The 25,178-nt window shown below is 57.2% G+C and carries 22 protein-coding genes and 1 pseudogene; 14 read left to right on the forward strand and 9 right to left on the reverse strand.

What is annotated here, in order from left to right:
• Positions 1 to 268: 268 nt before the first annotated feature.
• Positions 269 to 430 (reverse strand): annotated as a pseudogene (locus QCD69_RS07090) (LysR family transcriptional regulator); the annotation flags it as partial.
• Positions 431 to 595: 165 nt separating this feature from the next.
• Here QCD69_RS07090 and QCD69_RS07095 point away from each other — a divergent pair.
• From QCD69_RS07095 to QCD69_RS07105, 3 genes are all read left to right on the forward strand, one after another.
• The gene (locus tag QCD69_RS07095; protein WP_301251526.1) at positions 596 to 1,798 is read left to right on the forward strand and encodes a multidrug effflux MFS transporter; all 1,203 of its coding nucleotides are present in this window, start codon (positions 596 to 598) and stop codon (positions 1,796 to 1,798) included.
• A 159-nt stretch (positions 1,799 to 1,957) separates the two neighbouring features.
• Complete coding sequence (locus QCD69_RS07100; protein WP_301251528.1) at positions 1,958 to 2,809, forward strand: aldo/keto reductase; 852 nt, start codon at positions 1,958 to 1,960, stop codon at positions 2,807 to 2,809.
• A 47-nt stretch (positions 2,810 to 2,856) separates the two neighbouring features.
• Positions 2,857 to 3,846, forward strand: a complete 990-nt coding sequence (locus tag QCD69_RS07105) for an aldo/keto reductase (RefSeq protein WP_301251529.1) — start codon at positions 2,857 to 2,859, stop codon at positions 3,844 to 3,846.
• Between the two features lie 101 nt (positions 3,847 to 3,947).
• On the opposite strand, the gene QCD69_RS07110 is transcribed toward QCD69_RS07105, so the two are convergent.
• Positions 3,948 to 4,235, reverse strand: a complete 288-nt coding sequence (locus QCD69_RS07110) for a type II toxin-antitoxin system RelE family toxin (RefSeq protein WP_301251530.1) — start codon at positions 4,233 to 4,235, stop codon at positions 3,948 to 3,950.
• Between the two features lie 5 nt (positions 4,236 to 4,240).
• A complete protein-coding gene (locus tag QCD69_RS07115) occupies positions 4,241 to 4,483 on the reverse strand; it encodes a type II toxin-antitoxin system Phd/YefM family antitoxin (RefSeq protein ID WP_253456587.1) in 243 nt (80 codons plus the stop codon).
• Positions 4,484 to 4,724: 241 nt separating this feature from the next.
• On the opposite strand from QCD69_RS07115, the gene QCD69_RS07120 reads away from it, so the two are divergent.
• Together QCD69_RS07120 and QCD69_RS07125 are read left to right on the forward strand one after the other, a co-directional pair.
• The gene (locus tag QCD69_RS07120) at positions 4,725 to 5,267 is read left to right on the forward strand and encodes an isochorismatase family protein (protein ID WP_253456588.1); all 543 of its coding nucleotides are present in this window, start codon (positions 4,725 to 4,727) and stop codon (positions 5,265 to 5,267) included.
• A gap of 26 nt (positions 5,268 to 5,293) precedes the next feature.
• Entirely contained in the window at positions 5,294 to 6,214 is a 921-nt protein-coding gene (locus QCD69_RS07125) for a GlxA family transcriptional regulator (RefSeq protein ID WP_301251531.1), read from the forward strand.
• Between the two features lie 40 nt (positions 6,215 to 6,254).
• Here QCD69_RS07125 and malM read toward each other — a convergent pair whose 3' ends face one another.
• Genes malM through malK form a run of 3 tightly spaced genes read right to left on the reverse strand, consistent with a single transcriptional unit; the run spans position 6,255 to position 9,584 of the window.
• Positions 6,255 to 7,136, reverse strand: coding sequence for a maltose operon protein MalM (gene malM, locus QCD69_RS07130; protein WP_253456592.1), 882 nt, complete (start codon positions 7,134 to 7,136; stop codon positions 6,255 to 6,257).
• 19 nt (positions 7,137 to 7,155) lie between these two features.
• Positions 7,156 to 8,451, reverse strand: coding sequence for a maltoporin (locus QCD69_RS07135; RefSeq protein ID WP_199746425.1), 1,296 nt, complete (start codon positions 8,449 to 8,451; stop codon positions 7,156 to 7,158).
• A gap of 23 nt (positions 8,452 to 8,474) precedes the next feature.
• Positions 8,475 to 9,584 carry a maltose/maltodextrin ABC transporter ATP-binding protein MalK gene (gene malK, locus QCD69_RS07140; protein ID WP_253456594.1) on the reverse strand — a complete coding sequence of 370 codons (1,110 nt, stop codon included), beginning with the start codon at positions 9,582 to 9,584 and terminating at the stop codon, positions 8,475 to 8,477.
• A gap of 365 nt (positions 9,585 to 9,949) precedes the next feature.
• On the opposite strand from malK, the gene malE reads away from it, so the two are divergent.
• The 5 genes from malE (at position 9,950) to QCD69_RS07165 (ending at position 14,629) form a co-directional block, all read left to right on the forward strand.
• Positions 9,950 to 11,146 (forward strand): maltose/maltodextrin ABC transporter substrate-binding protein MalE, encoded by a 1,197-nt coding sequence (malE, locus tag QCD69_RS07145; protein ID WP_253456596.1) that lies wholly within the window; start codon positions 9,950 to 9,952, stop codon positions 11,144 to 11,146.
• 55 nt (positions 11,147 to 11,201) lie between these two features.
• Positions 11,202 to 12,746: a maltose ABC transporter permease MalF gene (gene malF / locus QCD69_RS07150; protein WP_301251532.1), complete on the forward strand. Its 1,545-nt coding sequence runs from the start codon at positions 11,202 to 11,204 to the stop codon at positions 12,744 to 12,746.
• A gap of 9 nt (positions 12,747 to 12,755) precedes the next feature.
• On the forward strand, positions 12,756 to 13,646 hold the full coding sequence (gene malG, locus QCD69_RS07155; protein WP_253456600.1) for a maltose ABC transporter permease MalG: 891 nt from the start codon (positions 12,756 to 12,758) through the stop codon (positions 13,644 to 13,646).
• A 261-nt stretch (positions 13,647 to 13,907) separates the two neighbouring features.
• Positions 13,908 to 14,219, forward strand: coding sequence for a type II toxin-antitoxin system HigB family toxin (locus QCD69_RS07160; RefSeq protein WP_301251611.1), 312 nt, complete (start codon positions 13,908 to 13,910; stop codon positions 14,217 to 14,219).
• Positions 14,216 to 14,629 (forward strand): helix-turn-helix domain-containing protein, encoded by a 414-nt coding sequence (locus tag QCD69_RS07165; protein WP_253456603.1) that lies wholly within the window; start codon positions 14,216 to 14,218, stop codon positions 14,627 to 14,629. Before QCD69_RS07160 ends, QCD69_RS07165 begins: the two co-directional genes overlap by 4 nt.
• Before the next feature lie 64 nt (positions 14,630 to 14,693).
• Here the strand turns inward: QCD69_RS07165 and malQ are convergent, their stop codons facing one another.
• Both malQ and malP read right to left on the reverse strand, forming a co-directional pair.
• Positions 14,694 to 16,769, reverse strand: coding sequence for a 4-alpha-glucanotransferase (malQ, locus tag QCD69_RS07170; RefSeq protein WP_301251533.1), 2,076 nt, complete (start codon positions 16,767 to 16,769; stop codon positions 14,694 to 14,696).
• A gap of 9 nt (positions 16,770 to 16,778) precedes the next feature.
• Complete coding sequence (gene malP / locus QCD69_RS07175) at positions 16,779 to 19,169, reverse strand: maltodextrin phosphorylase (RefSeq protein WP_301251534.1); 2,391 nt, start codon at positions 19,167 to 19,169, stop codon at positions 16,779 to 16,781.
• A 298-nt stretch (positions 19,170 to 19,467) separates the two neighbouring features.
• Here malP and malT point away from each other — a divergent pair, with 298 nt between their 5' ends.
• The gene (malT, locus tag QCD69_RS07180; RefSeq protein ID WP_253456610.1) at positions 19,468 to 22,221 is read left to right on the forward strand and encodes an HTH-type transcriptional regulator MalT; all 2,754 of its coding nucleotides are present in this window, start codon (positions 19,468 to 19,470) and stop codon (positions 22,219 to 22,221) included.
• On the opposite strand, the gene QCD69_RS07185 is transcribed toward malT, so the two are convergent.
• The gene (locus QCD69_RS07185; protein ID WP_301251535.1) at positions 22,218 to 23,213 is read right to left on the reverse strand and encodes an acyltransferase; all 996 of its coding nucleotides are present in this window, start codon (positions 23,211 to 23,213) and stop codon (positions 22,218 to 22,220) included. The two genes, malT and QCD69_RS07185, sit on opposite strands and share 4 nt — an antisense overlap.
• Positions 23,214 to 23,459: 246 nt before the next feature.
• Between QCD69_RS07185 and QCD69_RS07190 the strand changes: the two genes are divergently transcribed.
• From QCD69_RS07190 to glyQ, 3 genes are all read left to right on the forward strand, one after another.
• Positions 23,460 to 23,807 carry a type II toxin-antitoxin system RelE/ParE family toxin gene (locus tag QCD69_RS07190; protein WP_253456614.1) on the forward strand — a complete coding sequence of 116 codons (348 nt, stop codon included), beginning with the start codon at positions 23,460 to 23,462 and terminating at the stop codon, positions 23,805 to 23,807.
• Positions 23,807 to 24,106, forward strand: coding sequence for a helix-turn-helix domain-containing protein (locus QCD69_RS07195; RefSeq protein ID WP_253456616.1), 300 nt, complete (start codon positions 23,807 to 23,809; stop codon positions 24,104 to 24,106). Before QCD69_RS07190 ends, QCD69_RS07195 begins: the two co-directional genes overlap by 1 nt.
• A 154-nt stretch (positions 24,107 to 24,260) precedes the next feature.
• Entirely contained in the window at positions 24,261 to 25,169 is a 909-nt protein-coding gene (gene glyQ / locus QCD69_RS07200) for a glycine--tRNA ligase subunit alpha (RefSeq protein WP_253456618.1), read from the forward strand.
• The last annotated feature ends 9 nt before the right edge of the window (positions 25,170 to 25,178 follow it).

Genomic DNA, 25,178 nt, shown 5'->3' on the forward strand with positions numbered 1-25,178 from the left:
AACGAACCTGAGTTATTTTTATATAATTTAAATCAAAGGGTTACCTATAAAATTGGGTTTATCCTGGTGCGTAAAGATTTTGCTGTCTGTAGGTCAATAAACAACAATAAGGAGGATAAATACTGCTGTAAATCCTTGCTGACCGTCACGATTGTCCGGGCGTCAGCCTGTTGTCCAGCCAGTGTGTCGGGCGCGGAACCGGTATGACAGGTTCCCTCCCCCTACATCCATTTAAAATCGTATTAATTATTAATAACTTATATTCTTTTTAAAGCGGGTATTGCTTTGCAAAGACTTCGGCGAACCAGTCTATAAATACCCGGACTTTAGGTGAAAGGTAACGCCGATCGGGGTACAGAATGGATACGGGTTTAGTGACGGTGGCGTAATCGGTCAGGACTTCCGTCAATCTGCCGGCCTGGATATGCGGCTCTCATGGCGGCTTTCTCCTCCTTTATCAGACAAACCGGTAGCGCTTTGTTTCTTAGCAGATAAACATTAATGAGCACCGCTCATATTGTCGTTTTTCGATAAGCCATTATCAGTCGCGGTTATTTCAGTAAGATAGGAAGACCTTTCCTTCAGATAATCATTTATGACTCCTTCTCAGGCTGGCGCGCTGATGGCGACTCGCAAAACCTCCGGCTTTCTTTTTGTCGCTATTCTTAGCGCATTAATGGCCTTTACCTCGTTATCCACCGATATCTATCTGCCCGCCATGCCCATAATGGCAAAAGAATTACAGGGCAATGTGGAATTAACCATTACCGGTTTTTTGATTGGCTTTTGCCTGGCCCAGCTGATTTGGGGGCCGTTGAGCGACCATTTTGGCCGTCGGCTACCGCTGTTTATCGGCATGGCGCTGTTTATTATCGGCTCGGCGGGCTGCGCGCTTTCCACGACCCTGACGCAGATTGTTTTCTGGCGCGTATTTCAGGCTTTGGGTGCCTGTACCGGCCCGATGCTGGCGCGCGCGATGATCCGCGATCTGTACAGCCGTACCCGCGCAGCACAGATGCTCTCTACGCTGATGGTTATTATGGCGATTGCGCCGATTATCGGCCCGCTGCTGGGCGGACAAATGATTAAGGTCGCCTCCTGGCATGCTATTTTCTGGCTGCTGGCCGTGATTGGCGTGCTAATGCTGATACTGTTAGCCTGGCTGCCGGAAACGCTGCCCGCAGAGAAACGCGTCAGGGCGTCTTTAGCCAGCGCCTTTCATAACTATGCTCTGCTGCTGAAAAACAGCCAGTTTATGCGCTATACGCTCTGCGTAACCTTCTATTACGTGGCCGCCTACGCGTTTATTACCGGCTCGCCTTTTGTCTACATTACTTATTTCGGCATCGACCCGCAGTATTACGGCTGGCTGTTTGCGCTGAATATTGTTGGCGTGATGAGCGTCAGCCTGGTTAACCGGCGCCTGGTGCATCGCTATCCGCTTGAAACCCTGCTGAAATTCGCCGTGGTCGTTGCGGCCGTCGCCACCCTGGTGCTGGCGCTGGCTGCAAAACTGGCTATCGGCGGTGCCGTACTGATTGCGCTGCCGATTTTTATTTTTTTCGCCATGAACGGCATTGTCGCCGCCACGTCGACGGCCGCCGCGCTGGATAGCGTGCCGCATATGGCCGGTTCCGCCTCGGCATTGGTTGGTTCGCTACAGTACGGCAGCGGCATCGTCTCTTCCCTGTTGCTGGCAGGGTTCAGTGACGGCACGCCCTGGACCATGGCCTGGATTATCGCGCTCTTTACGGTCGCCAGCGCGATGATAGCGCTGACCACGCGGCCGGGGAATTAGCCGGTCAGCTGCCGACAGGATAGGTCAGCACTCGCTACAAGCCTGCCGCCGCTGGCTTCAGTTATGAGCATGGCTAATAAGCTCTTGCGCATTATCCCCTCTAATCGAATAAATCTTTCTGCCGTATGCTTTTTGGACTCGTAAACAAAAGGCAACGTCATGCAAACAGTCACGCTAAACAACGGAATTGCCATGCCCCTGCTGGGCTTTGGCGTTTTTCAGATGACGGATGCGGCAGAATGCGAACGCGCGGTTATCGATGCTCTGGCAACCGGCTACCGCTTAATAGACACCGCCGCGTCTTATCAGAATGAAACCCAGGTCGGTAACGCGCTGAAGCAGAGCGGCATTGCGCGCGACGAGCTGTTTATCACCACTAAATTATGGTTACAGGACGTCAGCTACGAGGGGGCAAAATCGCAGTTCGAGCGCTCGCTGAACCGCCTACAGCTGGACTATGTCGATCTCTACCTGATCCACCAGCCCTATGGCGACGTACACGGCGCGTGGCGCGCGATGCAAGAGCTGCATCAGGCAGGCAAAATCCGCGCGATTGGCGTCAGTAATTTCCAGCCGGATCGGCTGGCCGATCTGGTGGCTTTCAACACTGTGCCGCCTGCCGTGAATCAGGTGGAGGTGAATCCGTTTAACCAACAGCTGCATGCGGCACCGTGGATGCAGAGCCGTGGCATCCAGCCGGAAGCCTGGGCGCCTTTTGCCGAAGGCAGGAACGGCCTGTTCCAGCATCCGGTTCTGAGCGCTATCGGTGAAAAACAGGGCAAAAGCGTGGGCCAGGTGGTTTTACGCTGGCTTTTCCAACGCGGCATCGTGTCGCTGGCGAAATCCGTCCGTAAAGAGCGGATGGCAGAAAACATCAATATTCTCGACTTTACGCTGACCGACGCGGAAATGACGCAGATCGCCGCGCTGGATACGGCCACCAGCGCCTTCTTCTCGCATCGCGATCCGGCCATGGTGGAGTGGCTCACTAAACGCAAACTCGACGTCTGATGCCGTTCGCTAATCAGGCTCTCTGTTCAATCGCAAGAGGTTCAACAATGCAAAAACGTATTCTTGGTCAATCCGGGCTGGAAGTGTCGGCGCTGGGGCTGGGCTGTATGGGGTTAAGCTTCGGTTATGGCCCGGCAACCGGGACGAAACAGGCCGTGGAATTAATCCGCGCCGCCGTCGAGCGCGGCGTGACTTTTTTTGATACGGCCGAAGTCTACGGGCCTTATTTAAATGAAGAAGTGGTGGGAGAAGCGCTGAAGCCTTTCCGCGATCGCGTGGTCATTGCCACTAAGTTCGGTTTTACCTTTGGTGAAGACAATAAGCAGCAGATCTTAAACAGCCGCCCGGAGCATATTCGCGAGGCGGTTGAAGGATCGCTGCGCCGCCTGAAAACCGACGTGATCGATCTGCTTTATCAGCACCGCGTCGATCCTGAGGTGCCGATTGAAGATGTGGCGGGAACGGTGAAAGACCTGATTGCCGAAGGCAAAGTAAAACACTTTGGCCTGTCTGAAGCGGGCGCAAAAACCGTTCGTCGTGCACATGCGATCCAGCCGGTAGCCGCGCTGCAAAGTGAATATTCGATGTGGTGGCGCGAGCCGGAGCAGGAAATTCTACCGGTGCTGGAAGAGCTGGGCATCGGCTTTGTGCCCTTCAGCCCGTTAGGCAAAGGGTTCCTTACGGGCGCGATCAAAACGGGCACCGCTTTCGGCGAAGATGACTTCCGCAGCAAGGTGCCGCGTTTTGCCGCCGAGGCGCTGGAAGCCAATGAAAAGCTGGTTACTTTACTGGCGCAGCTGGCCGCAGAGAAAAATGCCACTTCCGCGCAAATCGCGCTGGCCTGGCTCCTGGCGCAAAAACCGTGGATAGCACCGATTCCCGGCACCACTAAGCTACATCGTCTGGAGGAAAACCTGGCCTCGGTCGCGATCCAGCTCGATCAAAGCGATCTGCATAAAATCAATCAGGCGCTGGAGACGATAAAAATCGTCGGCGAACGTTATCCGGCTGCGCTACAGGCGCGCGTCGGGCGCTAACGGTCAAGGCTTGCGGGGCACCGTAAGCCTTTTTTTTCGGCGATTTTCCTGCCCTGCGGGCTTCCCGCCGTTAAGGAGCAGGCTAAGCCATTCTCCGTTGATTAACGCAATCTTTCGCTCGCCAGTTTATAGGCCTGGCTGCGTTCTCGTTTACCTACTGCTACCACGGCAATAATGAGTACATTAGCCAGCACCTGGTAAACAAGGCGAAAACCGGAGGCCCTGAGTTGAATTTTATAGCAGTCTGGCATTCCGGATAATTTTGCTGAAGGTATGTGTGGGTTTTCGCGCAGCATTTTGAGCTTGTTTTTAAATTGCTCACGCACGCTGCTGTCCAGCCCATTCCATTCCTTCAGCGCCTCTTCCCTGATTTTTACCGTATAGCTCATGGCGGTCAGTCCAAATCCAGATCGAGTAAAGGCTGGCTTTCCCTTGCCTTAACCAGGGCGGCCAGTTCCCGATCGTCAATAATTTCAAGCATCTGTTCGTAAAGCTGCGCCGGAATACAATAGAACGCCGGCTGATTACGGTTAAGAATGGCTACCGGAAGGCCGGCACCGGCTTCTACCGTAGCCATAGGGTTCTTTTTCAGTTCGCTGACGCTTGCGCTTGTATCACTGAGAATAATGCTAGCCATATTACCTTCCTGAAAGACCTGTTAAGCAGTCTTATTGTAGAGCGGCTCAAGACCTGTTAACAAGTCTTTTTATCATCATGTTGCGCTGGCAGGAGGCAGTCTCAGGCAAACTTTTTTCGTTTTGCGTTGAGCCGACATACTGTTGTCCTTCCCACACGCGATCCTGTCCGTTTATGGTCTTCTGCGCGGCGTCATTCCTCGTCATTATTGACGTCTCAGCCCTACTCAACGGAGTCCCAAAATGACCGCTACCGTACTGTTAGTGATTGACGCGCAGGAATCTTTCTATCATCGTGGCTACCGCGAAACGTCAGAAACGCCCGCTTTTGAGCAAAAGCTCAGCGAGCTGATTGCCGGCTGCCAGGCCAGGGAAATCCCGGTGGTGGATGTGTTCCACGTCGAGGCGGACGGCCCGTTTTCGCTGGCGTCCGGCCTGGTGAAGCGCCTGCCTTTTTTGCAGCATCACGCCGTCGCTACCGTGCAGAAAACAGTGCATAACGCGCTGACCGATTCCGGGCTGGCAGACTGGCTGCGTCAACATCAGGTTAAACATTTAATTATCAGCGGCCTGCGTACCGAGCAGTGCTGCGAAACCACTGCCCGCGTCGCATCCGATTTGGGCTATAAAGTTACCTTCGTTACCGAGGCGACCCTGACTTTCCCGATTACGCATCAGGGCATTACGCTCAGCATCGCGGATCTGCGGCACCGCACCGAAAGCGTGCTGATCAACCGTTTTGCCGCTGTCGCTACCGTGGAAGAATGTTTGCTGGCGCTGGCGTAACGCGTCAGCTGCACTGGAGAAAAAGTATGGCGGTCCCGGTCTGGTTTTTAACGCTGCCCGGCGTGATGACGCTGGATATCACCGGCCCGGCGGAGACGCTGCAGCTGGCCGGCGATGCCTTTAGCCTGCGCTATATCGGCCCGCAGGAGAGCGTGCCGACCTCGACCGGCATGACCATAGGCCAGCTGGCACCGCTGCCGGAAAACCTGCCTGACGGCAGCCTGCTGGTGGTGCCGGGCGTGGCGGATTCCAGCGTCGCTTTCGATACGCCGCAGGCTATTGCCGCGCAGCACTGGCTGATGCGCCTGCAACCAGCCATTTATGCCAGGCAAATTACGCTGGTTTGTATCTGTTCCGGCGCCATTCTGGCGGCGCGCAGCGGCCTGTTGCGCGGCATACATTGCACGACCCATCACGAAGTCATCCATCGGCTGAAAAGCGCTGAACCTACCGCTATCATCAAAGAAAACCGCATTTTTGTGGAAGATCGCGGCATTTGCACCAGCGCAGGCATCACCGCAGGTATCGATCTGGCGCTGCATCTTATCCATCGCCTGTGCGGCCCGCAGACGGCGCTGGCGGTGGCGCGGGAAATGGTGATTTGGTTCCGCCGTTCGGGTGACGATCCGCAGCTTTCACCCTGGCTGCGCTATCGCAACCATCTCAATCCGGCCATTCATCGTACGCAGGATTTGCTGATTGCCCGGCCGGAGCGGGACTGGTCGCTGGAGGAGATCGCCGGGCGCGTGCACGTCAGCGCCCGTCATCTGACGCGCCTGTTCAGGCAGCATTTGGGGATTAGCGTACGGGATTATCATGAACAGCTGAGGCTGGCGCTGGCCCGACAGCGATTACAGCAGGGCGAAGGCACGGAAAAAGCGGCGCTGGCGGCAGGATTTTCTTCTTCACGGCAGCTCAGGCGGGCGCTTCAGCGCTGGCAGGAATAAAAAAGAGCGTCGGCGATAATCCTGTGCCGACGCGCTGTTTTTAATGCTTTACGCTGTCGATAAAGGTCTGGCGGGCCGTTGTGGAACCCAGCCGTTCGGCCTCGTTCAACAGTTTCAACGCTTTATCCACGTCTCCGGCCTTCACGGCCTTTTTAATCGCCTCGTTAAAGTAGCGATCCGACTCGGCCAGCATCGGTTCCGCCGGTTTCGCTGCCGGAGCAGGCTCCGCCCGTGCAGAATGACCGATAACCGCCGGCGCGGCAGGCGCAGGCTCGGAAGATGGGAACAGCTGGCCGATCATAACGTTACCGGCTTTCTGCTCGGCGGTGACCTTCAGGCTGATCTTGCCCGTTGGCGTGTGCGTGGCGATGGGATCGGGGATATCCGGCACCGCATTGCCCACGCCCGCCGCATAGGCTTTGGCAGGATTGACCATTTGCGTGGTCGACTGAAGGTTTTGTTGCGTGGTGTAAACCAGCAGGTAAATCTGCTTCTGGCCCAGCGCCGGGGTCAGCTTCAGCGTGCCCTCCAGCCTGTCGCTGGAGACCAGGCCCGGCTTTTGATAAGGAAAATAGCTGGCAGGATAAAACGCTGCTGGCCGCATCTGTTCGTCAAGCACCAGCACGTTTGGCGCATATACCGTTTTGCCCGTCACCAGGCTGGTCAAAACGATCTCCAGCGAGCCGCGATCGGCAGGCAGTGAGAAGGCCGCAGCGGCGCCCTGAATTTCGCCCTGATTAATCTTCGTTGCGGTGCTGCCGAGCGTCACATCCTGCGTGACGGGCGGCACCAGCGGCGTCCAGGCGAGGCTACGCAAGGTTTGGGCAGAAATTTTCGGGGCGGCGGAGGCATCCTGCTGAGCCGCCTGCGCGCCAGCGATCAGGCTGAGCGACAGACAAAGAGAGAGCAGCGTCTTTTTCATCAGAGTTTCCTTGTTTGCATTACCACCAGACTTCCATCTGCGCACCGAAAGTCACTTCGTCGTCGTTGCCACGGCTGAAGGTGCGCGCGGTGGTGTCGTTCATCGCCAGGCCGTTATCGACGCCGCTGTCGGTGTCGTAGCCCCATTTTTCATCCCAGTTGGCGTAGGTGGCAAAGACGCGGATGGCCGGACGTGACCAGATGCTGTCGCCAGCCTGCCACTGCTGCGCCAGCGTTACTTTGTACTGGCCGTTGCGGTCGCCGGTACGCTGGGATTTCACGTTGTCATAGCCCGCTTCCAGCAGCGTGCTCATGATCGGCGTCCATTTATACATTGGCCGCACGCCCACGGTATACCAGGTCGTGCCGTTATTGTTATCGCGATCGGTATCCTGATACATCGCTACGTACATCAGACCCCATTTGTCGTTGAAATCCAGCGCGCCGTGGTCGAGTACGCGCACCATGCTGCCGTTATTGTTGATGGCGGCGCCGGTTGAATGGCCGTTAGCCGTGCCGGTACTTTCCGCCGTCATGGCGTCGGCGGCGTATTGCAGCACCAGCTTGTTGTAGCCGTTATAGATGCTCTGCGTATGTTCCGCTGTCAGCAGCCAGCCGTCTTTGGTGGCGTCATCGGCCAGCGAATAGCCGTCGCGCGCGTTGGCGCGGCCGTAATCCACGCCCAGCTCTAACACGCCGCCGGGGTTGGTTTGCAGCCCGGCCAGGCGCACGTCGAAGACGTCATTCGAGGTAGGCAGCTCGTCGCGTTGATCGGCGATATAGCCAAAGGAGCCGCCGCTTTCGGTGTTGCGCGTGGCGGCAAAAGAGAGCTTGCCGAAGCCGACGTCGATATCTTCCAGACCGGCACCCGGCCCGGAGATATCCCAGTAGTAGAAGTCGATCATATGCACGTCGTGGCGCTGGTAGAAGCGCTTACCGGCCCACATCGTGGCGCCAGGCAGCCATTCAATCAGGTTTTTGCCCTTAACGTTGGCTTCGCGGAAGGCCGGATCGGTCGATTCCCAGTCGTTCTGCTGCGATACGGAATAGGCGACGTTAGTATCAAAATAGAAACTTTTATCCCCTTCTTTCCACACTTCCTGACCCAGTTTCAGCTCCGCATAAGTTTCGCATTCGTTGCCGAGGCGATATTTGCTTTCCGCGCCGGTGGCCTTAAAACACTGCTGCTCGCCGCCGCTGCCGGACCAGCCAATGCCGGAACGGGCATAGCCGGTAAAATCTACCGCCATCGCCTGGGTGGAAAGCGCGCCGGCCACGGCCAGCGCCAGAGAGGAATTACGTATTGTTATCATCATCTTCTCCTGTAGGGGACTGTTGCTTAAACGCCAGGCTCGGGATGTAACCGACGGCAGGCCGTCCCGTCTTCACGGAACAGATGACAGCGGTGCGGCGGCAAACCAATGGCGAAAGTGGTACCTTCTTCTACCAGCACTACGTCATTCTGGCGGGAGACCAGGTTCTGACGGATGGCCGGGATCTGAATATGGATCTGCGTTTCATTGCCCAGCTGCTCGACGACCTGCACTTCGCCCGTGAGCTTTACCTCTGCGTTCTCACCCGGCAGAAGATGCTCGGGCCGGATGCCAAGCGACAGGTTGCTGCCCGGCACGACGCCGTTGCCTTCGACTTCCAGCCAGACCGCCTGCCCGTTGGGCAGTTCGACCTGCACGCGTTCCGGCTCGGCGGCAAGGATTTTCACCGGCAGAAAGTTCATCCTGGGCGAGCCGATAAAACCGGCGACGAAACGGTTGGCGGGATAGTGATAGAGCGCCAGCGGACGGCCGACCTGCACAATGCGTCCGGCGTTCAGCACCACGATTTTGTCGGCCAGCGTCATCGCTTCAACCTGATCGTGAGTGACGTAAATCATCGTGCGCTTCAGCCGCTTGTGCAGGCGGGAGATTTCAATGCGCATCTGCACGCGCAGCGCGGCGTCCAGATTGGAAAGCGGTTCATCCAGCAGGAACACCGTGGGTTCCGCCACCAGCGTGCGGCCAATCGCGACGCGCTGCCGCTGCCCGCCGGAGAGCGCTTTGGGACGACGATCCAGCAACGGCGCGAGCTGGAGGATTTCCGACACCTGATTAACCCGCCGCTCGGTTTCCTCTTTTTTCGTCCGCGCCAGCTTCAGGCCAAACGACATATTTTCGGCCACCGTCAGATGCGGATAGAGGGCGTAGGACTGAAACACCATGCCGATGCCGCGCTCGGCGGGCGGCACCTCGTTCATCCGCTTCCCGCCGATTTTTAGCTCGCCGGACGTAATTTCCTCCAGTCCGGCAATCATGCGCAGCAGAGTCGATTTCCCGCAGCCGGATGGCCCGACGAACACCACAAACTCGCCCTGTTCAATCTCCAGATTGATATCGCTGGAAATTGCGGTTTCGCCAAAGACTTTATATACGCCGCTAAGGGAAACGTTCGCCATCCTCTCTTCCTCTTCATCCGTCAGTAAACCGATTACGCCGCAGCATGACGCGCCGCCTGCCAGGAGTAATCAGCCGTCGCGCGGTTTTTGCTGGCGGAGAGGCCAGGAGGATAAAAAGCGAAGACCCACGCTCAGCGCCGGTGGCGAAAGGGGAAATACGTGATCTGCATTGCAAAAAACAACCTCTGATGGGCTGCATAAGGCCTCATTAACGACAGCCGTGCAGGCGGAGTCACAGTTTGGGCGGTGGGGGCGTAGAGCGGGGGAGGATGAAGCCGCTACCGCTTGATTGCACACTGACCGGTACGCTCTTCGCTGTCTGCAACGTGAAGAAACCTGGGGCTTACCGCTATAAGGACTCGATCATGCTCAGTATCAAGAACATTGTTAAGCACACCGCCGCCCTGTCAGCGCTGGCTACGCTGGCGCTCTCTTCCGCCGCCTTCGCCAAAATCGAAGAGGGAAAGCTGGTGATCTGGATCAACGGCGACAAGGGCTACAACGGCCTGGCGGAAGTGGGGAAAAAGTTTGAACAGGATACGGGCATCAAGGTGACGGTTGAGCATCCTGACAAGCTGGAAGAGAAGTATCCGCAGGTGGCCGCGACGGGCGACGGCCCCGACATTATTTTTTGGGCGCACGACCGTTTCGGCGGCTACGCGCAGTCCGGTCTGGTGGCGGAAGTCAGCCCGGACCAGGCTTTTAAGGATAAGCTGTTTCCGTTTACCTGGGATGCCGTGACCTTTAACGGCAAGCAGATCGGCTACCCTATCGCGGTAGAGTCGCTATCGCTGATTTATAACAAAGATTTGGTGAAGGAAGCGCCCAAAACCTGGGAAGAGATCCCGGCGCTGGATAAGACCCTGCGCGCCAAAGGCAAAAGCGCCATTATGTGGAACCTTCAGGAACCCTATTTCACCTGGCCGGTTATCGCGGCCGACGGCGGCTACGCCTATAAATATGTCGACGGCAAATACGACATCAAAAACACCGGCGTGAACAATACCGGCTCGCAGGCCGGCCTGCAGTTCATCGTCGATTTAGTCAAAAACAAGCATATCAGCCCGGATACCGACTATTCGATTGCCGAAGCGGCCTTTAACAAGGGCCAGACGGCGCTGACCATCGACGGCCCCTGGGCCTGGGCCAACCTGGATAAAAGCAAAATCAACTACGGCGTCGCCCCGCTACCGACCTTCCACGGCAAGCCTTCCCGACCGTTTGTCGGCGTGCTGACCGCCGGCATCAACGCCGCCAGCCCGAACAAAGAGCTGGCGAAAGAGTTTCTGGAAAACTACCTGATCACCGATGACGGCCTGGCGATGGTCAACAAAGATAAGCCGCTGGGCGCCGTCGCGCTGAAATCCTACCAGGCGAAGCTGGAGCAGGATCCGCGTATCGCCGCCACCATGGCTAACGCGAAAAACGGCGAAATCATGCCGAACATCCCGCAAATGAGCGGCTTCTGGTACGCCGAACGCAGCGCGATTATTAACGCCGTCAACGGCCGTCAGACCGTGCCGCAGGCGCTGAAAGACGTTGAAACCCGCATCACCCGATAGCCACTGCTGAACAAGGGGCGGCCGCTGGCGGCCCCGCGTCGAAAAGGATAGCTCCATGTCTCTGGCTCACATTCGCCGCTCTGACAGAAGATCGCCGCTAAGCCGCGTGCCCGGCTGGTTTACCCTTATCTTCTTTGCCCTGCTGGCAGGCTATTTGATCGTGCTGATGTACGCACGGGGAGAATACCTTTTTGCCATGCTGACGCTGGTGCTTTCCGGCCTGGGGCTGTTTATCTACGGCAACCGCCGCGCTTACAGCTGGCGTTATATTTATCCCGGCCTGGCCGGAATGGCGCTGTTCGTGCTGTTCCCACTGGCATGCACCATTACCATCGCTTTTACCAACTACAGCAGCCTGCATCAGCTTACCTTTGAGCGCGCGCAGGGCGTGCTGCTGCAACAGCAGTTCCGCGCCGATAAAGCCTGGGATTTCGCTCTCTGGCCGGTGGACGACAAATGGCGGCTGACGCTGACCTCGCCCGATAACGGCGACGTGCTGGTTTCTGCGCCCTTTGCCTTTACGCCTTCCGCGCCGCAAACGCTGACGATGACCCCGCAGGCCGCACCGACCGGCAACAAAGCCGGGCTGCGGGTCATTACGCAAAATCGTCAGGCGCTGGGCCAGCTGGCCGCCAGACTGCCCGACGGCACGCTGCTGCGGATGAGTTCGCTACGGCAGTTTTCCGGCACCCGGCCGCTTTATCAGCTGGGAGAGGACGGCAAACAGCTGACCAATATCCAGAACGGGAAAGTTTACTCTCCTGATATGAGCACGGGCTTTTACCAGTCGGCGGATGCGGACGTCCTCAGTCCGGGCTTTACCGTCGGCATCGGCTGGAAAAACTTCCTGCGCGTGTTTCAGGAGGCCGGTATCCAGAAGCCCTTTTTGTCGATCTTTCTCTGGACGGTGCTGTTCTCGCTGCTGACGGTGCTGCTGACCACGGCGGTCGGCATGGTGCTGGCGTGCGTGGTGCAGTGGGATCAGCTGAAAGGCAAGGCGGTTTATCGCATGCTGCTGATCCTGCCTTACGCGGTACCCGCTTTTATTTCTATTTTGATTTTCAAAGGGTTATTCAACCAGAGCTTTGGCGAAATCAACCTGCTGCTGGGCAATCTGTTCGGCATCAAGCCCGCGTGGTTCAGCGATCCGCTGACCGCCAAAACCATGCTGATTATCGTTAATACCTGGCTCGGCTATCCCTACATGATGATTTTGTGCATGGGGCTGCTGAAGGCCATTCCTGACGATCTTTACGAGGCCTCGGCAATGGATGGCGCTTCGCCGATCCAGAACTTTTTTCTGATTACGCTGCCCCTGCTGATCAAGCCGCTGACGCCACTGATGATCGCCAGCTTTGCCTTTAATTTTAATAACTTTGTGCTGGTTCAGCTGCTGACCAACGGCGGCCCCGACCGGATTGGCACCACCACGCCGGCCGGGCACACCGATTTGCTGGTCAGCTACACCTGGCGTATCGCCTTTGAGGGCGGCGGCGGACAGGATTTTGGCCTGGCCGCCGCCATCGCCACGCTGATTTTCCTGCTGGTGGGCGTGCTGGCGGTGATCAACCTGAAAGCCTCCCGCATGAAATTTGATTAAGGAAGCATTATGGCGATGGTAAAACCGAAGTCGCAGCGCCTCAGGCTGCTGGCGACGCACCTTTTCCTGCTGGGCTTTATCGCCCTGATCCTGTTCCCGCTGCTGATGGTGTTCGCCATTTCGCTGCGGCCCGGCAATTTTGCGACCGGCAGCCTGATCCCCGACACCATTTCGTGGGACCACTGGAAGCTGGCGCTGGGGATAGCGGTCACCAACGAGAACGGCACGGTGACGCCGCCGCCGTTTCCGGTGATGCTGTGGCTGTGGAACTCTGTGAAAATCGCCCTGATTACCGCCGTCGGCATCGTGGCGCTCTCCACAACCTGCGCCTACGCCTTTGCCCGCATGAAGTTTCGCGGCAAAAGCCCGCTGCTGAAAGGGATGCTGATTTTCCAGATGTTTCCGGCCGTGCTGTCGCTGGTGGCGCTCTACGCCCTGTTCGATCGTCTGGGCCTCTATATTCCTTTTCTGGGGCTGAATACGCACGGCGGGGTGATCTTCGCCTATATGGGCGGCATCGCGCTGCATGTCTGGACGATCAAAGGCTATTTCGAGTCTATCGATAACTCTCTGGAAGAGGCGGCGGCGCTGGATGGCGCCACGCCGTGGCAGGCGTTCCGGCTGGTGCTGCTGCCGCTTTCGGTGCCGATCCTGGCGGTGGTGTTTATCCTGTCGTTTATTGCCGCTATTACCGAGGTGCCGGTGGCTTCCCTGCTGCTGCGTGACGTCAACAGCTATACGCTGGCGGTGGGAATGCAGCAATATCTGAACCCGCAAAACTATCTGTGGGGCGATTTTGCGGCGGCGGCCATTCTTTCCGCTATCCCTATCACCGCCGTGTTCCTGATTGCTCAGCGCTGGCTGGTGGGCGGCCTGACCGCTGGCGGGGTGAAAGGATAAGGCAGTTCCGGGTAGCGCCAGGCTGCCCGGAAGTTATGCGTTATTGCACGCTGCTACAGGATTAGCACTGAAAATAGCGGTACCTGTACCGTTATTGCTCAATATACCTTTCCTCATTTTTGCCGATGTTTATTACCGCTGCGCCTTCTGCCGTTGTGTAAGGACCTGCTTTATCCACCACAACCTTGTGATGTTTCCATATTGGAAACATCACAAGGTTGCGCTATCATGTTTCCACGTTGGAACGTGGCTGAGGGAAGCATGCACGTTATTTCAAGGGAGCCGTTCAGGGAAGCGGCAGAAAAATTCCCAAACGATGCAGCCGCATTGGATGCGACCTGGCTGGTTTTAAAAAGCGGTGTTTTTGCCAATCCGGATGCGTTAAAGGCACAGTTTCCCAGCCTCGACCGAATGAAATACAGGAACAAATGGTGGGTGATTGATGTCGGCGGCAATAACCTGAGGATGCTGTTTTTTGCAGACTTTGAGCGGGGCAAGATTTTTATCAAGCATATCGTTACCCATGCTGACTACGACAAGCTGGTTAAGAAGTATCGGGAGAGTAAAGAATGATTACCGAAGCCATTCAGGCAACCAATGACCTGGTTAAAATTGTCCCTTTTTTAGGCGGCAGCACCAGCAAAAAAGATTACGAGCAGGCGCTTGAACTGGTGGAGTATCTTATCGAACACGATCCTGATAGCCCATTAGTGGATATGCTGGCTGATAAAGTCGCCCGCTATGAAGATAACGCGCCTGAATTCGCTGAGTTCAATGCACGCATTGCAAGGCTGCCTCGCGGCGTTGCCTTACTGCGGGTGTTGATGGATCAGCACAAGCTGACGCAATCCTCCTTTGTGGAAGAAATTGGCCAACGCTCTTACGTGAGTCGTATTCTGCGCGGTGAGCGCGCGCTCACCGATAAGCACAAGGCGCGTCTGGCGGCGCGGTTTAAATTACCGTTTGAAGCTTTTAATGAATAAATCCGACAGTAAAACAGTTTCTGCGGCCATGATGACACGGCAAAGCGGCCCTCAGGCCGCTTTTTTAATCCACCGATACCTTACGCCGCCGCCGATCGACATCCCTGATTAACGCATTCACCTCCGGGTCGGCAAACATCGCCTCCAGCGTATGGCTGAGCTTGCGCCGCCAGTTGGGATATTCGCTGCTGGTGCCGGGAATATTGACCGGCGTCGCCATATCCAGCCAGTCTTCCGGCTGCAGACCCAGCAGCGCGCTGGCGCTGTCGGCCACATAGCGTTGCAGGCCCCGGCGGATGGCAGGCGTCAGCGTGGCGCCCGCGCTGACGCTTCCCTGCGGAAGACAGCCATAATGCTCCAGGCTGGCGAGCAGGCTCTGGCGCGCCCTTTGCCGATCGGCACAAAGCCCCTGTAGCACCATTTTATCCGGGTAGAGGCCCAGCTTTTCGCCCAGCGTCAGATCGTCGCTTTGCCAGTAGCCGCGCAGCGTCGGTAAATCGTGCGTCGTCAGGGTAGCCATCGCCTGGAGCGGCCAGGACTGCGGCGCGCGAAAGCCGTTCTGCGCATCCCGCTCAAACCACAGCACCTTGTAGGAATAAACGCCTCTTTCCCGCAGCTTAGTGACGATTTCTACCGGCACCGTTCCCAAATCCTCGCCGATCACCATGCAGCGATGCCGCTGGCTTTCCAGCGCCAGCACCGCCAGCAAATCGTCAACCGGATAGTGGACATAGGCGCCTTTATCCGCCGTTTCGCCTGCCGGGATCCACCACAGGCGCAGCAGCGCCATGACATGATCGATCCGCAAAGCGCCGCAGTGGATCATGTTCGATCGCAGCAGGTCGATAAAAGGCTGGTAGGCACGGTCGATCATCGTGCGGGGATCCATCGGTCGTAAATCCCAGTTCTGTCCTTTTGGCCCCAGAATATCCGGCGGCGCGCCTACGGAAGCCTTCAGGCAGTAGAGATCGCCATCGCTCCAGGTTTCCGCGCCGTCGGCCACCACGCCGACTGCCAGATCGCGATATAACCCCGTCGGCATTTTCCGGCTGGTTTGATAGCACTGCGCCAGCTGCGTTTCGGCCAGCCATTGCAGCCAGAGGTAAAACGCCACCTCCTGCGCATGCTGTTGGCAAAAGGCTCTGACCTCTGGCCCCCGCGCGTTGCGGTACGCTTCCGGCCAGCGATCCCAGCCCCGCGCCTCGCCGCTTTCCGCCTGAAAGTGTTGATATAACGCATCAAAGGCGGCCTGAAACCAGAGGCTTTCTCCGCCCTGTTCGGTAAAGCGGGTAAAGGCCTGCCGTTCAGCTTCCTGCGGGTCACGGCCGAGAAAATGCTGCCAGGCCAGCCGCAGTCCCGCCAGCTTCAGCGCCATAACCTGCGCGTAATCCACCCACTCCGCAGCCCGCGCCGCCTGTAACGCCTGCTGCGTAGCCGCAGAATGCCACCAGCGCTGTGCGGCTTCGCTCAGGCGAAAGTCAGCCACCGCGCTGACGTCGATATAGATAACGTTCAGCCAGCGGCGGGACGAAGGGCTGTAAGGGCTGGCCGCTTCCGGGTTGCCGGGAAAAAGCGCGTGGATAGGGTTCAGACCCACAAAGGCGCCGCCCCGCGCAGCAATGTTGTCGATCATTACGGTCAGATCGCCAAAATCGCCGATGCCCCAGTTGCGCTCAGAACGCAAGGTGTAAAGCTGCACGCAGGCGCCCCACAGCTTTTTACCGGCCAGCAGCGCCTCCGGCTCGTGGCAGCGCCTGGGCGCCACGATGATCCGGCATTCCCAGCGCTGGCCGGGACGGCTCAGCGTCAGCAGGTGATAGCCCGTGGCAAGGTTTTCCGGCAGGGCCAGCGTCATGCTGCCGTGGACTCTGCCCGTCAGGCTCGCGCCCTCTTCCGGGCAAAAGTGCCAGTGGTATTCGCCTTCGCCCTCTACGGAAAGCGCAAAGCGTTCGCCGCTGGTAAAAACCTTTACCGTTGGCACCGGTCTTAGCGGCAGCTGCCGTCCCGCGCGCCAGCCCATCGCCTGCAGCAGCTCGCGCCGGGTTGCTGCCGAGATGGTCTGGGTTTTCCCGTGGGCGTTAATAAAACCGGAAGCGATACCCGCCTCCGTCGCCGCCTGCTCCAGCATCTTCTTTTCCATCTGCGCTCCTTAGCGTTTCGCCTGCCAAATGCGCTGCTGATAGTCACGGATGGCGCGATCCGAACTGAACATGCCGACTCTGGCGGTGTTCAGGATGGTGCTGCGCGTCCACTGCTGCGTATCGCGGTACAGCGCTTCAACCTGCCGCTGTGCGGCGCAGTATTCCGCGAAATCCGCCAGCACTAAATAAGGATCGCCGCCTGCAAGCAGGCTATCCAGCATTGGCCTGAACGCCTCTTTGTCACCGTCGCTGAAGAAGCCGTTTTCCAGTTCGGTCAGCAGCTTATTAAGATGCTTATCCTTTTTACGCACGCTCAGCGGGTTATAGCCTTTGCGCAGCAGCGCTTTTACCTCATCGACGGTATGACCGAAAATAAAGATATGCTCGCTGCCGACCTGTTCAGCAATTTCCACATTGGCACCATCAAGCGTGCCGACGGTGATAGCGCCGTTCAGCGCCAGCTTCATATTGCCGGTGCCGGAGGCCTCTTTGCCGGCGGTGGAGATTTGCTCTGACACATCGGCCGCCGGGATCATCAGCTCCGCCACCGACACTTTATAGTCAGGAATAAACACGACTTTCAGGCGATCGCCGACCAGCGGATCGTTGTTGATTTTTTCCGCTACCTTGTTGATGGCGTAGATAATATTTTTGGCCAGATAGTAGCCCGGCGCGGCCTTGGCACCGAACAGGAACACGCGCGGCACCATGTCCAGCTGCGGATTATCACGCAGCTGGCGGTAAAGCGAGAGGATATGCAGCAAATTCAGGTGCTGGCGCTTGTACTCGTGCAGGCGCTTGATCTGCACATCGAAGATCGCCGCCGGGTTGAGCGTAATCCCCATCGTATGCTGCACCCAGGCCGCCAGCCTGTGTTTGTTTTCCTGCTTGATTTGCCGATAGCGCTGGTGGAAGTTTTGGTCGTCGGCAAAAGCCTCCAGCCCTTTTAACGCATCCAGATCCGTCACCCATTCGGCGTTCAGCTTGCTGTCGATCAGCGCGGAGAGCGCAGGATTACACTGCCTGAGCCAGCGACGCGGCGTGATGCCGTTGGTGACGTTATGAAATTTCTCCGGCCACAGCTGGTGATAATGCGGAAACAGATCTTTGACCACCAGCTCGGAATGCAGCGCGGCGACGCCGTTGACCGCAAAGCCGCTGACCACGCAAAGATTCGCCATCCGCACCTGGCGGTTATGGTGGATAGCCACCCGCTCCCAAACGTCGGCATCGTCCGGCCAGCGCTGCTGCACCAGCACTTTAAAGCGCGCATTGATCTGCTTAATCAGCGAAAAATGACGCGGCAGCAGGCTGCGCACCAGCCTTTCATCCCAGCATTCCAGCGCTTCCGGCATCAGCGTGTGGTTGGTATAGGCAAAGGTACGGCTGACGATGGACCAGGCCGCATCCCAGTCGAGCTGGTGCTCATCCAGCAAAATGCGCAGCAGCTCCGGGATGGCGATGGTCGGATGGGTATCGTTCAGCTGGATCACCTCGTACTGCGGCAGATCTGCGATTTTTCGACCCGCCGCGTGATGACGACGCAGGATATCCGCTACCGAACAGGCGCACTGAAAATATTGCTGCATCAGGCGCAGCCGCTTGCCCGCCTGGTGATTATCGTTCGGGTAGAGGACTTTCGTCAGCTTTTCCGCCTCTACGCCCTGCCGCTCCGCCTCCAGATATTTGCCGTCGTTAAACAGGCCCAGATCGAAAGGCTGCATCGCGACGGCCTGCCACAGGCGCAGCGGCTGGGTGATGCCGTTTTGATAGCCGACCACCGGCAGATCGCTCGCCTCGCCCATCAACGAAAAAGCGGGCTGCCACTGCTCCCGGCCCTGTGCGTCTTTGCTGAGCTTGCCGCCGAAGCCGACGCTCACGGCAAGCGAGCCGTTGCGCCGAAACCAGGGGTAGGTTTCGCGATGCCAGCTGTCCGGCGCTTCCTGCTGTGCGCCGTCGTAAAAGGACTGCCGAAACAGCCCGTACTGATAATTAAGACCATAACCCACCGCAGGCTGGCCCACGGTTGCCATCGAGTCCAGAAAGCAGGCCGCCAGGCGCCCCAGTCCGCCGTTGCCCAGCGCCGGATCGACTTCCTGCTCCAGCACGTCGGTCAGGTTAACGCCCTGTTTTTTCAGCACTTCGCTGACATCATCCAGCCAGCCAAGATTGATCAGATTATTGGCGGTCAGGCGGCCGATCAAAAATTCCATCGAAATATAGTTAACGTGCCGCTGCTGCCCTGACGGCGGCGTTGGCGGGCTGGCGAGCAGCTGTTCGGCCAGTGCGGCGCTGACCGCCTGCCACCACTGGTGCTGCGTCATCGCCTGCGGCTGATACGGCGCGCACTGGCGCGTCAGCGCCGCCATAAACGTGGTTTTACTGAATATTGCCTGCATGACCTGTCCTCATAATCCCTGAATTTCCCTCATGCTGCCGATTTGCAGCGTGCGGATCATCCTCCCAACGGCGATTAGAAAGGGAGGAGCAGCAGGGCGTAGGGGAAGGCGCGACTAAGGCGAATAGCACAGCGAAAAGCGTGATTAAAAAAATGTGACGAAGTACGACTAAATGCAACATAAAAGCTTATCCTGCTTGCAATCAACGGATTGGAGGCGGACTTTAGAAAAAATGATTAATTACGGGCTTTGAAATAATTAGCCGCCCCGCTGACGCTTCCTATAAGAATCCAAAATTATGCTTATCCCTTCAAAACTGAGCCGCCCGATGCGGCTGCAAGATACGGTGGTACGCGAACGTTTACTGGCCCGGCTGGCGGTCGTCCCGGACTATCGTCTGACGCTGGTTACCAGCCCGGCCGGCTACGGCAAAACAACGCTGATGGCGCACTGGGCGGCAGGAAAAAACGCGCTGGGCTGGTATTCGCTGGATGAAAGCGACAATAAGCCGGAACGTTTTGCCAGTTATTTGATTGCGGCGGTGCAGCAGGCCACCGGCGGCCACTGCGTGAAGAGCGAAGCCTTAAGTCAAAAGCACCAGTACGCCAGCCTGAACGCGCTGTTCGCCCAGCTGTTCGTCGAGCTTGCCGACTGGCAGCAGCCGGTGATGCTGGTAATCGATGACTATCATCTGATTACCAATGCGGATATTCATGAAGGGATGCGCTTTTTTCTGCGCCATCAGCCCGATAATTTCTCACTGGTGATCCTGTCGCGCACCTTGCCGCCGCTGGGCATCGCCAATTTACGCGTGCGCGGCCAGCTGCTGGAGCTTATCGTCTCCGAACTGGCCTTTACCCACAGCGAAACCCAGCAGTTTTTTGACTGCCGCCTGAAAGAGCCCATTGAACAGGCGGACAGCAATCGCTTTTGCGACAACGTTGCCGGTTGGGCCACGGCGCTACAGCTGATTGCGCTGTCGGCCAGCCAGTCCTCTACGCCGGCTTTACAGTCTACCCAGCATTCCGCGCGCAAGCTGACCGGCCTGAACGCCAGCCATTTATCGCAATATCTGGTCGAGGAAGTGCTGGATCGGGTCGATACGCCCACCCGCGATTTTCTGCTGCGCTGCTCTTTGTTGCGCTCGATGAACGACGCGCTGATCGTCCGTCTGACCGGCAGCGATAACGGGCAGCAGCGGCTGGAAAATCTGGAAAGCCAGGGTCTGTTTCTTCACCGCATGGACGGCACCGGCGAGTGGTTTAACTTCCATCCGCTGTTCGCCTCTTTTTTGCGGCAGCGCTGCCAGTGGGAGCTGGCCGCAGAGCTGCCGGAAATCCATCGCGCCGCTGCACAAGGCTGGCTGGCGCAGGGTTTTCCGGCCGAAGCTATCCATCACGCGCTGAGCGCGGAAGATACCGGGCTGCTGCGCGATATCCTGCTACAGCACGCGTGGGCGCTGTTTAACCAAAGCGAGCTGGCCCTGCTGGAAGAGTGCCTGAACGCCCTGCGCTATGACCAGCTGATCGTCAATCCTAAGCTGGTGCTGCTCCAGGCCTGGCTGATCCAAAGCCAGCACCGCTATGTTGAAGTCGACGCGCTGCTTTCCCGCGCGGAAAGCGAGATGCAGCGCAGGAATATCTCCATGACGCAGGAGCTTGCCGCTGAATTTAACGCCCTGCGCGCTCAGGTGGCGATCAACGATGGTCGTGAGGAAGAAGCCGCCCGGCTGGCGACGGAAGCGCTGCGCTTTTTGCCGCATAACAGCTATTACAGCCGCATAGTGGCGACCTCGGTCACCGGCGAAATCCAGCACTGCAAAGGCGATCTGGCGCGCGCGCTGCCGCTGATGCAGCAGACCGAACAGATAGCCAGACGCTTTCAGGTGTACCACTACGCGCTTTGGGCCTTGCTCCAGCAAAGTGAAATTTTAATTGCGCAGGGATTTTTACAGGCCGCCTTCGAGATGCAGGATCGCGCCTTTGAGCTGGTGCATGAACAGCACCTTGAACAGCTGCCGATGCACGAATTCCTGCTGCGCCTGCGCTCTCAGGTGCTGTGGTCATGGTCAAGGCTGGACGACGCCGAACAGGCTGCTCGCCAGGGGCTGGAAGTATTAAGCAATTTCCAGCCGCAGCAGCAGCTTCAGTGTCTGGCGATGCTGGCGAAATGCGCGCTGGCTCGTGGTCAGCTTGATAACGCGCAGCACTATTTGCAGCGCTGCGAGAACCTGATCAAAACCGGCCAGTATCATAGCGACTGGGTGACCAATACCGATAAAAGCCGGGTGATTTACTGGCAGCTGACCGGCAATAAAACCGCCGCGCAGCGCTGGCTCCAGCAGGCCGGTAAACCGGGCGGCGCGGATAATCATTTTCAGCAGGGCCAGTGGCGCTCGATTGCGCGCGTACAGATCCTGCTGGAGCAGTTCAGCGAGGCGGAGGTGGTGCTGGACGAGCTGAACAGCAACGCGCGCCAGCTGCGCCTCACCAGCGATTTAAACCGTAACCTACTGTTAAGCAACCTCTTATACTGGCGAACGGGCAGGAAAAGCGACGCGCAGCGCGTGCTGATCGAAGCGCTGAGCCTGGCAAACCGCACCGGTTTTATCAGCCATTTCGTGATTGAAGGCGAAATGATGGCGCAGCAGCTCCGGCAGCTGCTGCAGCTGAACCTGCTGCCGGAGCTGGAACAACGCAGGGCGCAGCAGATCCTGCGTGAACTTAATCAGCACCATCGGCATAAGTTTGCCCATTTTGACGAAAGCTTTGTCAGTAAACTGCTGAGCCATCCGCAGGTGCCGGAGCTGATCCGCACCAGCCCGTTAACCCAGCGGGAATGGCAGGTGCTGGGGCTGATCTATTCGGGCTACAGCAACGAGCAGATCGCGGGAGAGCTGGACGTCGCGGCGACGACTATCAAAACCCATATCCGTAATCTTTATCAGAAGATGGGCATTGCGCACCGTCAGGATGCGGTACAGCACGCCCGACAGCTGCTGGAAGTGATGGGCTACGGCACCCCGGATACGGCGGTGACCTGTCAGCCTTAACTGACAAAATGCCGCTTATCCAGTTTTCTCAGCGCCAGCGCCAACAGCAAACTGCCCAGCAGCGTCAGCGTAAACACCAGCGGGATATCCAGCAGCGGCCGATCGGTATGATCAAGATGATGCGTCCGCATAAAGTGGATAAACAGCGCGTGGAAACCATAAATTGGCAGGGAATTACGGGAAATAACGCCTAAGATCGGTAAAATTCGCGCGTTCAGCACGTTTTTAAACAGCACCAGCAGGCTGACCGCCGCGATAAAGACCGCCGGGCCGCAGTAGAGATACCAGGTATCGGCAAAGGCGCCGTTAATCGCCATCTGCTTTTTAGTGCCCAGCGCGATAGCCGCCACGCAGGCGATAAAAACCGTGCCGGCCAGCCAGCTGACGGCGCGTCCGCCGGTATTCATCGTGCCGATAGCGCGGCCAAACAGCGCGTAGAGCACGTAGTAGAAGCTGTCGCCGTTGATATAAAGATTAAGCGGCAGCCAGTGAAAATGCCCGACCGACTGATCCACCGTGTTGGGATTCGCCAGCACCGCCAGCACCAGCGTCACCGCCGCCAGATAGCCCGCCCGCACGTTTTTGACCTGAATAAGGGGCGAAAGCAGGTAGATAGCGATAATCGCGAAGAAAAACCACAGGTGATAGAACACCGGCTTCTGCAAAAGCAGCCGGATGGAAATCCCCTGGCTGATAGGCGTCAGCCACGTGATATAGGCCAGCGCCACCGCGCTGTAAAACGCCAGGCAGAGCACGATGCGCAGAAAATGACGGCTCTGCGCGCTGCGCTCGCCAAAGAACAGAAAGCCGGAAATCATAAAAAAGAGCGGCACGCAGACTCTGGAAGCGGAGTTCAGCAGATTGGAGAGATCCCACGTATGTTCGCCTACTTTTGGCGCGTTGGTCACGTACCAGGTGGTGGTGTGGATCATAATCACCATCAGGCAGGCCACCGCCCGCAGGTTATCTATCCAGGCTATCTTGTCCTTCATGTTTTCCTCTGCTGGCACCAATGCGTATCAGAGGGTAGCCAGGCGGCAAGTTTTCAACAACCTGCGCCAGGGGAATATCAGACAGGAGCAGGCCTGCATCTTTCCACGCCATGATGTTTTTTTAATTGGTTAGCTTTTTTAACACCAGCCCGTCGTCCTGCAACCTTTACCTCTCTTGAAATTATAATGAATTCATTATAAATTTGATTATAACTTAAACGTTATAATTACAGATCAGGGACGATCATGTGGAAAATCATAACAACAAAACGGTTTGATGCCTGGTTTTTTGCGCAACCCGAAGATTTGCAGGACGAAATCTTAGCGGCGTTTCTCGTGTTGAGAAAAGAAGGCCCCCATACTGGACGGCCATTGGTCGATACCCTGAATGACTCAATCTATCCGAATATGAAGGAGCTACGTCTGTCATTCAAAGCCAGGCCGATAAGGGCGTTATTTGCTTTTGATCCTGTTCGTCAGGCTATTTTCCTTTGTGCTGGCGACAAAACAGGCGACCGTAGGTTCTATAAAAAATATATCACTCTCGCTGAGGCTGAGTACAAAGCTCATCTGGCGAAACTGGAGGCCCGGTAATGGCAACGTTAGACGAACTGATGAACGAAGTAAGCCCCGCACGCCGCGCTAAAATCGAGGAGCGGGCCGAAGAAATGGTGCGCGAAATCACGCTGGCGCAGATGCGTGAAGAGCTGCAAATTTCACAAACTGAACTCGCCGCAACGCTTGGCGTTAAACAACCCGCCGTCGCCCGTATGGAGCGTGTTGATAACGATCCGCGCCTGTCCACGCTTAAACGCTACGTGGCCGCGCTGGGCGGAGAACTTTCTATTGATGTCAAACTCCCGTCGGGTAAGCGAGTTGCTTACCCGCTATAAGTGTTTTCAGGCAGGCACGCAGACGGAACAGAGAACAGCCAAAGAGGCTTTGCGGCGGCATCCGCGCCTCTTCGGCCAACATCGGGCTGACTAACCGACGGTCAAAGGGTATACTGACGCCCACTTTTAAAACCGTCTCGCGTGCGAAAACAACATGCAAAAGTTTGATACCAAGACATTTCAGGGTCTGATCCTGACCTTACAGGATTACTGGGCACGCCAGGGCTGCACCATCGTGCAGCCGCTGGATATGGAAGTCGGCGCGGGCACCTCTCACCCGATGACCTGTCTGCGCGCGCTGGGGCCGGAGCCGATTGCCGCGGCCTACGTGCAGCCTTCCCGCCGTCCTACCGACGGCCGCTACGGCGAAAACCCGAACCGCTTACAGCACTATTATCAGTTCCAGGTGATCATCAAGCCGTCACCGGACAATATTCAGGAACTCTACCTCGGCTCGCTGAAAGAGCTGGGTATGGATCCGACTGTCCACGATATCCGCTTCGTGGAAGATAACTGGGAAAACCCAACGCTGGGCGCGTGGGGCCTGGGCTGGGAAGTCTGGCTGAACGGCATGGAAGTGACGCAGTTCACCTACTTCCAGCAGGTCGGCGGCCTGGAGTGCAAGCCGGTGACCGGCGAAATCACCTATGGCCTGGAGCGTCTGGCGATGTATATCCAGGGCGTGGACAGCGTTTACGATCTGGTCTGGAGCGACGGCCCGCTGGGGAAAACCACCTACGGCGACGTGTTCCATCAGAACGAGGTGGAGCAGTCTACCTATAACTTTGAGTATGCCGACGTCGACTTCCTCTTTACCTGCTTCGAGCAGTACGAAAAAGAAGCAAAAAGCCTGCTGGAGCTGGAAAAACCGCTGCCGCTGCCGGCCTACGAACGCATCCTGAAGGCAGGTCATACCTTTAACCTGCTGGACGCGCGTAAAGCTATCTCCGTGACCGAGCGCCAGCGCTATATTCTGCGCATCCGCACCCTGACCAAAGCCGTGGCTGAAGCTTACTATGCGTCTCGCGAGGCGCTGGGCTTCCCGATGTGCAATAAAAAATAAGAGGCAGCC

Source organism: Erwinia sp. PsM31, from assembly GCF_030433775.1.
GTDB lineage: Bacteria > Pseudomonadota > Gammaproteobacteria > Enterobacterales > Enterobacteriaceae > Erwinia > Erwinia aeris.

Bases quoted from the DNA above. Each gene is read 5' to 3' on its own strand.
- QCD69_RS07190 (WP_253456614.1), top strand. From the start codon at position 23,460: ATGTGGAAAATCATAACAACAAAACGGTTTGATGCCTGGTTTTTTGCG.
- malF (WP_301251532.1), top strand. From the start codon at position 11,202: ATGTCTCTGGCTCACATTCGCCGCTCTGACAGAAGATCGCCGCTAAGC.
- malQ (WP_301251533.1), bottom strand. From the start codon at position 16,769: ATGGAAAAGAAGATGCTGGAGCAGGCGGCGACGGAGGCGGGTATCGCT.
- QCD69_RS07105 (WP_301251529.1), top strand. From the start codon at position 2,857: ATGCAAAAACGTATTCTTGGTCAATCCGGGCTGGAAGTGTCGGCGCTG.
- QCD69_RS07160 (WP_301251611.1), top strand. From the start codon at position 13,908: ATGCACGTTATTTCAAGGGAGCCGTTCAGGGAAGCGGCAGAAAAATTC.
- QCD69_RS07165 (WP_253456603.1), top strand. From the start codon at position 14,216: ATGATTACCGAAGCCATTCAGGCAACCAATGACCTGGTTAAAATTGTC.
- malK (WP_253456594.1), bottom strand. From the start codon at position 9,584: ATGGCGAACGTTTCCCTTAGCGGCGTATATAAAGTCTTTGGCGAAACC.
- malP (WP_301251534.1), bottom strand. From the start codon at position 19,169: ATGCAGGCAATATTCAGTAAAACCACGTTTATGGCGGCGCTGACGCGC.
- malT (WP_253456610.1), top strand. From the start codon at position 19,468: ATGCTTATCCCTTCAAAACTGAGCCGCCCGATGCGGCTGCAAGATACG.
- malE (WP_253456596.1), top strand. From the start codon at position 9,950: ATGCTCAGTATCAAGAACATTGTTAAGCACACCGCCGCCCTGTCAGCG.
- QCD69_RS07195 (WP_253456616.1), top strand. From the start codon at position 23,807: ATGGCAACGTTAGACGAACTGATGAACGAAGTAAGCCCCGCACGCCGC.
- glyQ (WP_253456618.1), top strand. From the start codon at position 24,261: ATGCAAAAGTTTGATACCAAGACATTTCAGGGTCTGATCCTGACCTTA.
- malG (WP_253456600.1), top strand. From the start codon at position 12,756: ATGGCGATGGTAAAACCGAAGTCGCAGCGCCTCAGGCTGCTGGCGACG.
- QCD69_RS07100 (WP_301251528.1), top strand. From the start codon at position 1,958: ATGCAAACAGTCACGCTAAACAACGGAATTGCCATGCCCCTGCTGGGC.
- QCD69_RS07185 (WP_301251535.1), bottom strand. From the start codon at position 23,213: ATGAAGGACAAGATAGCCTGGATAGATAACCTGCGGGCGGTGGCCTGC.
- QCD69_RS07110 (WP_301251530.1), bottom strand. From the start codon at position 4,235: ATGAGCTATACGGTAAAAATCAGGGAAGAGGCGCTGAAGGAATGGAAT.
- QCD69_RS07115 (WP_253456587.1), bottom strand. From the start codon at position 4,483: ATGGCTAGCATTATTCTCAGTGATACAAGCGCAAGCGTCAGCGAACTG.
- QCD69_RS07135 (WP_199746425.1), bottom strand. From the start codon at position 8,451: ATGATGATAACAATACGTAATTCCTCTCTGGCGCTGGCCGTGGCCGGC.
- QCD69_RS07120 (WP_253456588.1), top strand. From the start codon at position 4,725: ATGACCGCTACCGTACTGTTAGTGATTGACGCGCAGGAATCTTTCTAT.
- malM (WP_253456592.1), bottom strand. From the start codon at position 7,136: ATGAAAAAGACGCTGCTCTCTCTTTGTCTGTCGCTCAGCCTGATCGCT.
- QCD69_RS07095 (WP_301251526.1), top strand. From the start codon at position 596: ATGACTCCTTCTCAGGCTGGCGCGCTGATGGCGACTCGCAAAACCTCC.
- QCD69_RS07125 (WP_301251531.1), top strand. From the start codon at position 5,294: ATGGCGGTCCCGGTCTGGTTTTTAACGCTGCCCGGCGTGATGACGCTG.